Raw genomic sequence first — 12,632 nt, forward strand, 5'->3', positions numbered from 1 at the left:
CCAGGCCTTACCCGCAGGAGCCCCCCCCGGGCGCTCCTGCAAGGCAACGACGATCCGCTAACACATGCCGTCCGAAAATCCGGGCCGGGCAAGAGAATCTCCATGACCATCGAAACCACCAATCCCGCGACCGGCAAGGTCGAGTATCGCCACGAGCTGATGACACCCGCGCAGGTCGACGCTGTACTGGCGGCGTCGGTAAAGGCATTTCCCGCGTGGTCCGCGCTGTCGTTGGCCGAACGCGGCACGGTGTTGCGTGCGATAGGCGCCGAGTTGCGCCGGCGTCGCGAGGATATCCAGCGCACGATCACCGCCGAGATGGGCAAGCTGCGCAAGGAGGCGCTGGCCGAGGTCGACAAGTGCGCGGGCGCCTGCGACTACTACGCCGACCACGCCGCCGATTACCTGCAGGACCAGCCGGTCGCCACCGATGGCCAGCGCAGCTACGTGCGCTATGAGCCGATCGGCTGCGTGCTGGCCGTGATGCCCTGGAACTTCCCCCTCTGGCAGGTGTTCCGGTTCCTGGCGCCGGCCTTCATGGCGGGCAACGTCGCCGTGCTGAAGCATGCGAGCAACGTGCCGCGTTGCGCCGACGTGATCGGGGAGGTGGTGGCTGCGGCGGGCCTGCCGGAAGGTGTGTTCGGCGTGCTGCACATCGACAACGATCAGGCGGCCGAGGTCATCCGTGATGCACGGGTGGCGGCGGTGACCCTGACCGGCAGCGAACGTGCCGGCCGTTCCGTCGCCGCCAACGCCGGCAGCCAGCTCAAGAAGAGCGTCATGGAGCTGGGCGGCAGCGATGCCTTCATCGTGCTGGACGATGCCGACCTCGACAAGACCGTCGCCGGCGCCGTGGCGTCGCGCTTCGGCAACGCCGGACAGACCTGCATCGCTGCGAAGCGGTTCATCGTGCAGGACGCCATCGCCGATGCGTTCGTGAAGCGTTTCGTGGAAGCGGCGGCAAAGCTGCAGCTCGGCGATCCGCAGGACGAGGCGACCACGCTCGCTCCCATGGCGCGCCAGGACCTGCGCGACGAGCTGCACAAGCAGGTGCAGGCCAGCGTTTCCAAAGGGGCCAAGGTGCTGCTGGGCGCGGAACCCGATGCGTCGCATGCCGGTTATCCGGCGTCGATCCTGGATGCGGTCGCGCCGGGCATGCCGGCCTATGACGAGGAACTGTTCGGCCCCGTCGCCAGCATCCTGCGGGTGAAGGACGATGCCGAGGCCGTGCGCGTGGCCAACGACACCACGTTCGGGCTGGGCGGCAGCGTGTGGACGAAGGACGTCGAGCGCGGCAACCGCATCGCGCGCGAGTTGCAGGTCGGTGCGGCCTTCGTCAACGCGATCGTGCGCAGCGACGTGCGCCTGCCGTTCGGCGGTACGAAGCGGTCCGGCTTCGGTCGCGAACTGGCCGAGCACGGCATCCACGAGTTCATGAACATCAAGTCGGTCTATATCGCCTGACCGGGGATGGCATCGAAGAGCCGGGCATGCTCGGCTCAGTGATGAGGGGCCAGGAAGAAGGGCAGCGGAGCAGGCTCCGCCCTACGGTGTCCATGGGTGGAACGGATGGTTACGGCAGGCGCCGTTCCTAAGTCGACATGCCGGTGCCATCTTGTCGGCAGTTGAATTGGAGGCGCCATGAGCACCCTGACCGATACCACGCCCGCCCGCGTGATCCGCACGATCCGCGGCCGCCCCACGTCCGATGGCGCTGGCGTCAAGCTGACGCGCGTGATCGGCGGGCCCGACCTGCCGGATCTCGACCCCTTCCTGTTGCTGGACGAGTTCGGCACCGACAAGGCCGAGGACTATCTTGCCGGCTTCCCGGAGCATCCGCACCGCGGCTTCGAGACCGTCACCTACATGCTCGATGGCCGCATGCGCCATCGCGACAACCACGGCAACGAAGGCCTGCTGACGCCAGGTGCCGTGCAGTGGATGACGGCCGGTCGCGGCCTGGTGCATTCGGAGATGCCCGAGCAGGAATCCGGCCGCATGCGCGGCTTCCAGCTGTGGGTGAACCTGCCGGCGCGCGAGAAGATGACGGCGCCGAAGTACCAGGAGTTCGCGCCGGAGAAGATTCCGGTCGCGCATCCGGCCAACGGCATCGAGGTGAAGGTGATCGCCGGCAGTGTCGGCGACACGCGGGGCCCTATTTCCCAACCGGCCACCGACCCGGTATACCTCGACATCGCACTGCAGCCCGGACGTGCCTGGGACTACAGGCTGCCCGTCGGCCACAACGCGTTCGCCTACGTGTTCGAGGGCGCGGTGACGGTGGGCGAGGGCGAAGAAGCGCGTGCGCTGGACACCCATGAAATGGGGGTGCTGGGCGGTGGCGATACGCTGCAGGTGCGTGCGGGCAACCAGCCGGCGCGGCTGATCCTGGTGGCGGGGCGTCCGTTGCGCGAGCCGGTGATGCGCCACGGCCCGTTCGTCATGAACACCCGGCAGGAATTGATGCAGGCGTTCGTGGATTTCCAGGAAGGCCGCTTCTGAACCCTGCAGGGGGCGGGACCACGTCCCGCCCCGCGACCATCAGTTGCCGGCGGACAGCTGCGCGCTGGTGGCGCGCACGTCCAGTTGCTGAGCCAGCGAAATCAGGCTGCCGAGCTCTTCGGGCGAGTTGGCGTTGATCCAGACCTGCGCGTAGCGGTCGTTGTCCAGCTCGACGACGGTGATGCGGCGCGAGGCCATCGCGGGCGAGGTTTCCTGGCCGGCCAGATCGGGTCGGTACCAGAAGATCTCCTCGCCGGAGAACGCGCTTTCCTCCTCACGCAGTCGCCGTTCCAGGCGGATCCGCGGATCGCGCGAGGTGAGCATGACGTTCAGCACCTCGCGCCCGTCGGCGGCGACCGCCTTGCAGGCGATGAAGGTGGCATCCACGCGTTGTTGCCATTCCAGGCCCGCGTTCGCGGGCAGGGTGGGGCACGGCGGCGCTGTCTGCGCCCACGCAGCGGCGGAAAACAGGAAAAGGAAGGCAGCGATCATGGTCTTCATGCAAATCCCCTGGGGTGCGACACCCCGGACTACGGCGGTACGAATGTCCGCGCACCGTGGCGGGCCGTCACGGCCCTCCGTCATCCCCTGGCATGCCACGTTGGCGGCTGCCGCTTTCCCCCGGCAGTCGACCCGACCATAGCCCATGCTGCGTCGCAAAACAACGCGAGGGCGCGGGAACGGCGATCCCGGTCACCGCCATGCCGTCGCCGTGCCCGGCATCCACCGGGCACGGCGCGCAAGAATCAGTCGCGGTCGCGACCCAACCAACCATAGAGCATTCCGCCGATCAGGCCGCCGAGGATCGGCGCCAGCCAGAACAGCCACAGCTGGCCCACGGCAGCCGGCCCTGCGAACAGCGCGACGGCGGTCGACCGCGCCGGATTCACCGAGGTATTGGTCACCGGAATGCTGATCAGGTGGATCAGGGTCAGGGCCAGGCCGATGGCGATCGGCGCGAAACCCACCGGCGCGCGGCCGTGGGTGGAACCCATGATGACGACCAGGAAGAACGCCGTCAGCACGACTTCCGTCAGGAAGCCGGCCGCTACCGAATACCCCCCGGGCGACATGGCGCCGTAGCCGTTGCTGGCGAAGGCGCCAGCCGCATTCGGATCCACTGCGAAAGCGGGATTGCCCGAGGCGATCTGCCATAGGATGAAGCCCGCCGCGAGACCGCCCACCACCTGGGCGACGATGTAGGGCAGCAGGTCGCGCGCCGGGAAGCGTCCGCCGGCCCAGAGGCCGATACTGACCGCCGGATTGAAATGGCCACCCGAGATATGGCCGAACGCGTAGGCCCCGGTGAGGACCGTCAGGCCGAACGCGAGCGACACGCCCAGCAGTCCGATGCCCAGGGGATTGCCATCGCCGCCGAAGTTGGCCGCCAGCACTGCGCTGCCGCAGCCGCCCAACACAAGCCAGAACGTGCCCAGGAACTCTGCCGCGAGCCTCTTCGCCATACTCATGTCAGCTCCCCTCACTGTGATCGTGCGCCCCGTCACATGACGGTGCGCGCACGATAGCGGAAGCCCCTCGCCGTACGTGTTTGCTTTGCGTTACGCCGCAGGCATTCAAACGCCAATGAAGTTCGTGTCACATTCTGGCGGCGAGGCCGGCGATCATCTTTCGGGCAGCGGGATGAATTCGGTTTCGCCGGGGACGTGGCCGAAGCGGCCTTCCAGCCAGTCCTGCTTGGCCTGTTCGATGCGCTCCCTGGAACTCGACACGAAGTTCCACCACAGGTGGCGCGGTGCATCCAGCGGCTCGCCGCCCAGCAACATGGCCTTCACGGGTGTCCTGGCGCGCAGCACGGCCCGGCTGCCGCGATCGAACACCACCAGGTGCTTCTCCGGGATGTCCGCACCGTCCACCTGCGCCTGGCCTTCGAGTACGTAGAGCGCGCGCTCCACATGCCCGCCGTCGATGTCCAGCTCGGCATCCGGCTGCAGGTCCACGGCGACGTTGAAGGTACCGCTGAACACCTTCACCGGCGACTCTTCGCCATACGCGCGACCGGCGATGACGCGCAGCCGGGCACCGCCTCGCTCGATCGACGGCAGGGTCGCCGCCGTATGGTGGTGGAATTCGGGTGCGACTTCTTCCGCCGACGTCGGCAGCGCCACCCAGGTCTGCATGCCGTGCACGTCATGGCGTCCGGCACGCACGTCTCCCGGCGTACGTTCGGAGTGGGCGATGCCGCGGCCGGCGGTCATCCAGTTGACGTCGCCGGGCGTGATCACCTGCTCGGACCCCAGCGTGTCGCGGTGGTGGATCGCGCCGGACCAGAGGTAGGTCACCGTGGCCAGGCCGATGTGGGGATGCGGCCTCACGTCGATGCCGCGGCCGGGCTCGAACACCGCCGGCCCCATGTGGTCGACGAAGACGAACGGGCCCACGCTGCGGGCCTGGAGGCTGGGCACGGCGCGCCGGACGTTGAAACCGTCGCCGAGGTCGTGCACGCGGGGCGCGATGATCGTGGTCATGGGCAGGTCCTCCGGGAGAGGGACGAAGCATCGCACGGCGCCTCGGCCATGCCTGCAACAGCACGGAAACGGATCGTTGCGCGCCGGATCAGCCGCGCCGCGACGCCAGCCGGTCCGCCAGCCGCGTCGGTTCCGGCAAGCGGTAGCCGCGGAGCGTACGCAGCACCCAGTCCAGCGCGCCCTGCATCGAGACGCGATGCCCCGGCGAGACGATCAGCGGGTTGCAGCGCGGCTTGCTGCGAAGGACCCAGCCGATGTGGTCGCCGCGATGGAGTAGTGGCGTGCGTTCGCCGGCAAGGGCGCCCGGTGCTTCGTGTTGACCGCAGAGGACGTTCTTGGCGACGCCGACAGCAGGCAGGCCGGTGACCACGCCAAAATGCGCGGCGATGCCCAGGCGACGCGGATGCGCGATGCCCTGGCCATCTACGAAGGCGAGGTCCGGCACGTGCGGCAGCCGGCCAAGAGCAGCGACCAGCGCCGGCAGCTCGCGGAAACTCAGCAGGCCCGGCACGTAGGGCATCGACGTGGGAAGGCGGACCACCTCCATGGCGGTGGGCTGCAGCGTGCCGGCGTCCAGCAGCACGGCGGCGGCGCGGGTCGTGGCGCCGTCGTCCTCGAATCCGACATCGAAGCCGCCGAGCCATCGCGGGGTATCCGGCACGTCGTCGCGCAGCACGACATCCGCCGCGAGTTGCGCCTGCACACGCCGCGCATCCGCGACGCTACCGTCCCAGTCGCCGAATACGGGGTTCATCGTGGCGGCGCGGTGCCGTAACGCTGCACGTCCAGGGTCGCGACGCCGTCGGCGCCGATGCGCACGATGGACATGCGGTCGTATTCGCCATCGTCCATCGGTGCGGTCGCACACGCGCAGAGCGCGGCGACCAGGTCCGGCACCGTGTTGCTGTGGCCGACCACGAGCACCGTGCCGGCACGGTGCGCCTGCCGCCACTGCCCCGCGATCTCTGTCGCCGGACCGCGCGCGTAATACGCCGCGACCGGCAGCCGGTGCGCCGTGGCGGTGGGCTGTGCCGTCTGCCGGGTCCGGCGGAACTCGGTGGCGTAAACGGCGACCAGCGGCTCGTCGCTCAGGCGACTGGCCAGTGCATCGGCACGGATCCGGCCGGCGGCGGAGAGGCTCGGGTCCTCGGGATCGTCCGTCGCCTTCTCGGCATGTCGGACCACCACGAACGTCAGCGGTGCGGCCATGTCGCGGGGAGCGCGCGTCACGCAGCCGGCGGCCAACGACGCCAGCAGGACCAGGAGGGGAGTGCGTAACCGTTGCGGCAGGCGCATGGCGATCCTCGGTGAAGGCAGGTGGCGAGCGTGCAGCGGCGGATCGGCCGGCGCAAGCGGCGCCATCACGGCGCTGCCGCTACGATAGGACCGTGTCCGTGAAGAGGGGGAGACCATGCGCAAGTGGCTGCGTCGGCTGGCCATCGCCATCGTCCTGCTGCTGGCGGCGTCCGCGGTGGCGCTGTACAGCTATGGGCGGTTCGCCGAAGGCGCGCGCGGGCCGGCATCGCATGCATTGCCGACGGCGGCCGATGCCACTGCGCTCGACCGCGCGATCGCGCCGATGCTGCGCGAGCGCGGCCGCCAAAGCGGCATGGCGCTACTGTCGGACAACCTGGATGCCTTCACCGTGCGTGCGGCCACGGCACGTGCCGCCGGCCGCAGCCTGGACCTGCAGTACTACATCTGGAACCACGACTTCACCGGCAACCTGCTGGGGTACGAGGTGCTGCGCGCCGCCGACCGCGGCGTGCGCGTGCGCCTGTTGCTGGACGACATGACGGCGCACGGCAAGGACTCTCACCTGGCCGCATTGGACGCGCACGCGAACATCGAAGTGCGCCTGTTCAATCCCTCGCGCAGCCGTGCGGGCGTGCTGGGCCGTGCGACCGAGATGCTGCTGCGGCCGATGGCGATGAACCGCCGCATGCACAACAAGGCGTGGATCGCCGACGGCCGCGTTGCGGTGGTGGGCGGACGCAACGTGGGCGACGAATACTTCGACGCGGCTGCGCAGACCAACTTTCTCGACCTCGATGCCGTCCTGCTGGGGCCGGCAGTGAAGCAGACCTCCGCCATCTTCGATGATTTCTGGAACAGCGCGTCGGTCATCCCGCTCTCCGCCCTTACCCGGGCTGAGGACGGCGCGCTGGATCGCCTGCGCGAGAACGGCGATGCCGGTTACCGGTCGCCACAGGCGACGGACTATGTCGCGCGACTGCGCAGCACGCCCGGCATGCGCGCGCTGGTGGGCGGCAACACGCTGCACTGGCTCGACCAGGTGGGCGTGTACTCGGATCCGGCGTCCAAGGGACAGGGCGAGGGGCAGGGGTCGTGGCTCGTGCACCGGCTGGGCCGGGCGATGAACGAAGCCCGGCGCGAACTGCGGGTGATCTCGCCCTATTTCGTGCCGGGCGAGGAAGGCACGCGCTGGCTGGTGGGCAAGCGCGCCGAGGGCGTGGACGTCAGCGTCCTGACCAACTCGCTGGCCGCGAACGACGTGATGGCGGTGCATGGCGGGTACGCGCCGTACCGTATTCCGCTGCTGGAGGGGGGCGTGACGCTGTTCGAACTGATGCCTCACGGCCACCAGGACAGCAGCCTGTTCGGCTCCAGCGGCGCCAGCCTGCACACCAAGGCGTTCGCGGTGGACGGGGAGGGAGGATTCATCGGTTCGTTCAACCTCGATCCGCGCTCGGTAAACCTCAACACCGAAATGGGCGTGCTGTTCCGCGACCGCAACGCGGCCACCGCGCTCGTGCGCAGCTATCAGACGAAGATCGCCCCCGACATGAGTTACCGCGTGCAGCTGCACGACGGTGCACTGCGCTGGGAGGACGCCTCTCAGCAGCCGCCGCGCATCTGGGACCGGGAGCCCGAGGCCAGCGTCTGGCGACGGTGGACCGCACATGCCATCGGCTGGCTGCCAGTGGAATCCCAACTGTAGCGTGCGCCGTGCGCGCGTCCGCACGATGCCTGATCCGCATCGTGCGAACGGCGAACGGCGCACGCGGCATCAGGCGGCCAGGGTCGTCAGCAGGCCCTTCGCCGCATTGAACCGGTCCGGGGCATCCGGCATCGGCACCTTGATGCGCAGCTTGTCCGGCCCATCCATGGCGTAGAGCTTCGGCTGCTTCTGGATCAGCTGGATCACCGCCATCGGGTCGATCTTCGGCTTGGCCTCGAACACGATGCGCCCGCCGTGCTCGCCCAGTTCCAGCTTGCGGATACCCATCGCGTTCGCCGCCAACTTCAGCTCGGCGGTGGCGAACAGGTACTTGGCCGGGTCCGGCAGCAGGCCGAAGCGATCGATCATCTCCACCTGCAGGTCGCGCAACTCCTCCTTGTCGCGCGCGCTGCTGATGCGCTTGTACAGCGTCAGGCGCGTATGCACGTCCGGCAGGTAGTCGTCCGGGATCAATGCGGGCACGTTCAGTTCGACCTCCGCGCCGCGACGCTCCTGGCCCAGGTCGACGTCGGGCAGGTGGCCGGCCTTGATGGAGCGCACTGCGCGTTCCAGCAGCTCGGTGTAGAGACTGAAGCCGACCTCCGCCATCTGGCCGCTCTGGTCCTCGCCGAGCAGTTCACCGGCGCCGCGGATTTCCAGGTCGTGCGTCGCGAGGGTGAAGCCGGCGCCCAGTTCGTCCATCGAAGCGATCGCTTCCAGGCGGCGCTGCGCATCGGCGGTGATGCTGCGCTTGTCCGGCACGACCAGGTACGCGTAGCTGCGGTGATGCGAACGCCCGACGCGGCCGCGCAGCTGGTGCAGCTGCGCCAGGCCGAACTTGTCGGCGCGGTTCATGATGATGGTGTTGGCGTTGGGGATGTCGATGCCGGACTCGATGATCGTCGTGCACAGCAGCACGTTGAAACGTTGCTTCTGGAAATCCAGCATCACCTGTTCCAGCTCGCGCTCGGGCATCTGCCCGTGCGCCACGCCGATGCGTGATTCGGGCACCAGTTCCTGCAGCTCGCGCTGCATGCGGCCGATGCTCTCGACGTCGTTGTGCAGGAAGTACACCTGGCCACCGCGCGACAGCTCGCGCTGGAACGCCTCCTTCAGTAACGCCGCGTCCCAGGGGGTGACGAACGTCTGCACGGCCATGCGGTTGGCCGGCGGCGTGGCGATGATGGACAGGTCGCGCAGGCCTGCCATGGCCATGTTGAGCGTGCGCGGGATCGGCGTGGCGGTCAGCGTCAGCAGGTGCACGTTGGCGCGCAGCGCCTTCAGCGCCTCCTTCTGGCGCACGCCGAACCGCTGCTCCTCGTCGACGATCACCAGGCCGAGATCCTTGAATTTCACGTCGGGCTGGAGCAGCCGGTGCGTGCCGACGATGACATCCAGCCTGCCGTCGGCCAGCTTTTCCAGTTCCGCCTTGATCTCCTTGGCCGTCTTGAAGCGCGAAAGCACTTCCACCTTCAGCGGCCAGTCGGCGAAACGGTCGCGGAAGTTGCGGTAGTGCTGTTCGGCGAGCAGCGTGGTCGGCACCAGTACCGCCACCTGCTTGCCCGCGCTGGCGGCGGCGAACGCGGCACGCACCGCGACCTCGGTCTTGCCGAAGCCGACGTCGCCGCAGACCACCCGGTCCATCGGCTGGCTGCTGGCCAAGTCGCGGATCACCGATTCGATCGCGTGGTGCTGGTCGGGGGTCTCTTCGAACGGGAAACCGGCGGCGAACGGTTCGTACATCGCGCGGTCGAGGTGCAGGGCCAGGCCGGCGCGGGCCTGGCGGCGCGCCTGGATCTCCAGCAGTTCGGCGGCGACATCGCGGACTTTCTCCGCCGCTTTCTTCTTGGCCTTCGCCCAGGCTTCACCGCCGAGCGAATGCAACGGGGCCGTTTCCACCGACGCACCCGAGTAACGGCTGATCAGGTGCAGCTGTGCGACCGGCACGTACAGGCGATCGCCCTTCGCGTATTCGATCTCCAGGAACTCGCCCGGCATGCCGCCGACGTCCATCGCGATCAGGCCGCGATAACGGCCGACGCCATGATCCTCGTGGACGATCGGCGCGCCTTCGGTCAGTTCACCGAGGTCGCGGATGATCGCTTCCGGCTCACGCCCGGTGCGCTTGCGCCGGTGCGCCTGCGTGGCGCGTTCGGGGAACAACTGGCGCTCGGTCAGCACTGCGATGCGCGGATCGTCCAGCGCGAAGCCGTCGGCGAGCGGCGCAACGGCGATGGCGAAGCGTGGAAGCCCCTCTCCCTCCGGGAGAGGGGTTGGGGTGAGGGTGCGGGACGTACGCGATGGTTCGGCTGCCGAGGTCTTCGCCGCACCCTCATCCGGCGCTGCGCGCCACCTTCTCCCGGCGGGAGAAGGAAGAAATGCGCTGAAGTCGGCAACCACCTCCGGCTTCAGTTCCGCCGCCTGCAGCACTTCCAGCAAGGCCTCGCGGCGACCGGGCGAATCGGCGGCGATCAGCACGCGTCCCGGGTAGTGGCCGAGGAACGACTTCAACGCGTCGCCGGCGGGCGCGTCCTTGGCAGCGACAGGCAGCGGCGGCAACGGGTGCTCGCCCAGCGGCAGCGCATCGGCATGCCGGCTGTGCTGCGTGCCGCAGACCTCGATGCGGGCGCGCCGGTTGAGGTGCTCGCGCAGGCCGTCGGGCGAGAGATACAGCTCGTCCGGCGGCAGCAGCGGACGTTCGATGTCGTGGCGGCGCTGCTCGTAGCGGTTGCGCGTCTGGGCCCAGAACGCTTCGGCCGCCTCGCCGAAGCCGTCGGTGAGCAGCGGCAGCGCGTTCTCCTGCAGGTAGTCGAACAGGGTCGACGTCTGGTCGAAGAACAGCGGCAGGTAGTACTCCACGCCGGCCGGCGCCAGGCCGGACTTCAGGTCCTGGTACAGCGCGCTGCGCCGCGTGTCGACGTCGAAGCGGTCGCGCAGCAGCGTCATCGCGCGTTCGACGGAGCGTTCGTCCAGCGGCACTTCGCGGCCCGGGAGCAGCTGCACGGCATCGGTCCTGTCGAGCGAGCGCTGGCTTTCCGGGTCGAAGTGGCGGATCGAATCGATGGTGTCGTCGAGCAGCTCGATGCGCAGCGGCGCGTCCGCACCCATCGGGTAGACATCGAGCAACCCGCCTCGCACGGCGAAGTCGCCCGGGTCGAGCACCTGCGGCACGTGGCGGTAGCTGGCCGCTTCCAGCCGGCGCTTCTCGGCGTCGAAGTCGAGCCGCTGGCCGACGCGGTAGTCGAAGCTGCCGCCGACGATGTGGCGCAACGGCGACAGCCGCTGCATCAGCGTCTGCACCGGCACGATCACGATGCCGCGCGCCAGCGTGGGCAGGCGATGCAGGGCGGACAGGCGTTGCGACACGATGTCCGGATGCGGGCTGAACTGGTCGTACGGCAGGGTTTCCCAATCGGGGAACGGCACCACCGGTATCGCGGGGTCGTGCCCCAGCAGCGTGTGCAGGTCCGCTTCGAGCTGGTGCGCATCGTGGTTGTCGCGCGCGACGACCAGCAGCGGCCCGTCATGCGCGTGCGCGGCGGACGCGATCGACCAGGCGAGTGCGGTCGGCGATGCCGGGGCACGCCACCAGGCGCGCGACTGGCCGCCACGGGGCAGCGGCGGTGGGAGAGGGAAGGTTTTCGGGGCGTCGGTCATAGGGTCTGCAAAAACAACGGCAGCGCCGGACACCATGGATGGCCAGCGCGAAGGAACGCGGAGTTTACCAAGCGGGCTTGCCGGGGCCTGTCACGCCCGGGAACGGATCATTCCGCGGTGAGCGGATCGATCACGTGGGCAACCACGGAAATGCGGTCGATGGGAAAGCCGCCGCGCCGCGCATGTTCGAGCACAAGGTCTTCGCTCGATGCGCGGTAGACGCAGTAGAGGCGGTCATCGGTGACGTAGCTGTGCTCCCACTGGACCTGCGGGCCGAGGTCGTGGAGCACGCGGCACGAGGCCTGGGAGACGGACTTCAGCTCGACGGGCGTCATCAGGCCGGCGCCCTGGATGTCGCGTTCGATCAGATAGCGTGGCACGGTCGCCTCGAGGGCGGGTGGCGGGGTCACCCTGTACGCATGACACGCTGTCCGCAGCCCGCACGGGCCGACCGCCGGTCGGCCCGGTCAGGGATCTTCGTTCAGGTCGAGCACCACGCGGACCAGTCCGGAGCCGTCGTTTTCGCGGACACGCTTGAAACCCAGCGACTGCGCCAGCGTCAGCATGGGCTGGTTGGTATCGAGCACGTCGCCATACAGGCGGTCGAGCTTCTTCGAGCGCGCCCACTTGGCCAGCTTGCGCATCAGGTGGCGGCCCAGGCCCTGGCCGGCGATGAAGTGGCTGACCAGGATGGCGAATTCGGCCTCGCGTGTCCGCGGCACCATGGCAGCGCGCGCCACCGCGCCCACGAGGGCCTCGCCCGGCGGAAGCGCCTCGGCGGCGACCAGGGCGAACTCGGTGTTGGGGTCCGGATGGGTCAGGCGCTGCGCCATTTCCGGCGTGAGCTCCTTCAGCGCATACATGAACCGGTGGCGGATCTCTTCGGGCCCCAGCAGGCCGAAGGCGCCCTGAATGGGACCGGCATCCTCCGGCCGGATCGGGCGGATCAGCAGCTCGCGCCCGCTGGGCAGGCGGAAGTGTTCATGCCAGGGCGGAAGGCGTTTCGGCGCAGTCATGGCGTGATG

The 12,632-nt window shown here is 68.8% G+C and carries 11 protein-coding genes; 3 read left to right on the forward strand and 8 right to left on the reverse strand.

Annotated features, from left to right (window positions below; genetic code table 11):
• Nucleotides 1–102: 102 nt before the first annotated feature.
• Nucleotides 103–1,464, forward strand: a complete 1,362-nt coding sequence (locus ACSQ19_RS13570; RefSeq protein ID WP_435997654.1) for an NAD-dependent succinate-semialdehyde dehydrogenase — start codon at nt 103–105, stop codon at nt 1,462–1,464.
• 177 nt (nt 1,465–1,641) lie between these two features.
• Nucleotides 1,642–2,502, forward strand: a complete 861-nt coding sequence (locus ACSQ19_RS13575) for a pirin family protein (protein WP_435997656.1) — start codon at nt 1,642–1,644, stop codon at nt 2,500–2,502.
• A 39-nt stretch (nt 2,503–2,541) separates the two neighbouring features.
• Here the strand turns inward: ACSQ19_RS13575 and ACSQ19_RS13580 are convergent, their stop codons facing one another.
• From ACSQ19_RS13580 to ACSQ19_RS13600, 5 genes are all read right to left on the reverse strand, one after another.
• Entirely contained in the window at nt 2,542–3,003 is a 462-nt protein-coding gene (locus ACSQ19_RS13580) for a hypothetical protein (RefSeq protein ID WP_296279997.1), read from the reverse strand.
• Nucleotides 3,004–3,248: 245 nt separating this feature from the next.
• Nucleotides 3,249–3,971 (reverse strand): aquaporin Z, encoded by a 723-nt coding sequence (gene aqpZ, locus ACSQ19_RS13585; RefSeq protein WP_296279998.1) that lies wholly within the window; start codon nt 3,969–3,971, stop codon nt 3,249–3,251.
• 153 nt (nt 3,972–4,124) lie between these two features.
• Nucleotides 4,125–4,988: a pirin family protein gene (locus ACSQ19_RS13590; RefSeq protein ID WP_296279999.1), complete on the reverse strand. Its 864-nt coding sequence runs from the start codon at nt 4,986–4,988 to the stop codon at nt 4,125–4,127.
• A gap of 88 nt (nt 4,989–5,076) precedes the next feature.
• Nucleotides 5,077–5,742, reverse strand: coding sequence for a deoxyribonuclease V (nfi, locus tag ACSQ19_RS13595; protein ID WP_435997659.1), 666 nt, complete (start codon nt 5,740–5,742; stop codon nt 5,077–5,079).
• Complete coding sequence (locus ACSQ19_RS13600) at nt 5,739–6,284, reverse strand: SixA phosphatase family protein (RefSeq protein WP_299341581.1); 546 nt, start codon at nt 6,282–6,284, stop codon at nt 5,739–5,741. Before ACSQ19_RS13600 ends, nfi begins: the two co-directional genes overlap by 4 nt.
• Nucleotides 6,285–6,399: 115 nt before the next feature.
• Between ACSQ19_RS13600 and ACSQ19_RS13605 the strand changes: the two genes are divergently transcribed.
• Complete coding sequence (locus ACSQ19_RS13605; protein WP_435997662.1) at nt 6,400–7,950, forward strand: phospholipase D family protein; 1,551 nt, start codon at nt 6,400–6,402, stop codon at nt 7,948–7,950.
• Nucleotides 7,951–8,019: 69 nt separating this feature from the next.
• Here ACSQ19_RS13605 and mfd read toward each other — a convergent pair whose 3' ends face one another.
• The 3 genes from mfd to ACSQ19_RS13620 form a co-directional block, all read right to left on the reverse strand.
• On the reverse strand, nt 8,020–11,607 hold the full coding sequence (gene mfd / locus ACSQ19_RS13610) for a transcription-repair coupling factor (protein ID WP_435997664.1): 3,588 nt from the start codon (nt 11,605–11,607) through the stop codon (nt 8,020–8,022).
• A 107-nt stretch (nt 11,608–11,714) separates the two neighbouring features.
• Nucleotides 11,715–12,017: a DUF4242 domain-containing protein gene (locus ACSQ19_RS13615; RefSeq protein ID WP_435997666.1), complete on the reverse strand. Its 303-nt coding sequence runs from the start codon at nt 12,015–12,017 to the stop codon at nt 11,715–11,717.
• Nucleotides 12,018–12,074: 57 nt separating this feature from the next.
• Complete coding sequence (locus tag ACSQ19_RS13620; RefSeq protein WP_299341591.1) at nt 12,075–12,623, reverse strand: GNAT family N-acetyltransferase; 549 nt, start codon at nt 12,621–12,623, stop codon at nt 12,075–12,077.
• Between the last annotated feature and the right edge of the window lie 9 nt (nt 12,624–12,632).

Origin of the sequence: Pseudoxanthomonas sp. LjRoot127, assembly GCF_964253495.1 — a bacterium.
Classification (GTDB): Bacteria; Pseudomonadota; Gammaproteobacteria; order Xanthomonadales; family Xanthomonadaceae; genus Pseudoxanthomonas_A.

Coding starts and splice junctions, on each gene's coding strand:
- ACSQ19_RS13570 (WP_435997654.1), top strand. CDS start 103: ATGACCATCGAAACCACCAATCCCGCGACCGGCAAGGTCGAGTATCGC.
- ACSQ19_RS13575 (WP_435997656.1), top strand. CDS start 1,642: ATGAGCACCCTGACCGATACCACGCCCGCCCGCGTGATCCGCACGATC.
- ACSQ19_RS13580 (WP_296279997.1), bottom strand. CDS start 3,003: ATGAAGACCATGATCGCTGCCTTCCTTTTCCTGTTTTCCGCCGCTGCG.
- aqpZ (WP_296279998.1), bottom strand. CDS start 3,971: ATGAGTATGGCGAAGAGGCTCGCGGCAGAGTTCCTGGGCACGTTCTGG.
- ACSQ19_RS13590 (WP_296279999.1), bottom strand. CDS start 4,988: ATGACCACGATCATCGCGCCCCGCGTGCACGACCTCGGCGACGGTTTC.
- nfi (WP_435997659.1), bottom strand. CDS start 5,742: ATGAACCCCGTATTCGGCGACTGGGACGGTAGCGTCGCGGATGCGCGG.
- ACSQ19_RS13600 (WP_299341581.1), bottom strand. CDS start 6,284: ATGCGCCTGCCGCAACGGTTACGCACTCCCCTCCTGGTCCTGCTGGCG.
- ACSQ19_RS13605 (WP_435997662.1), top strand. CDS start 6,400: ATGCGCAAGTGGCTGCGTCGGCTGGCCATCGCCATCGTCCTGCTGCTG.
- mfd (WP_435997664.1), bottom strand. CDS start 11,607: ATGACCGACGCCCCGAAAACCTTCCCTCTCCCACCGCCGCTGCCCCGT.
- ACSQ19_RS13620 (WP_299341591.1), bottom strand. CDS start 12,623: ATGACTGCGCCGAAACGCCTTCCGCCCTGGCATGAACACTTCCGCCTG.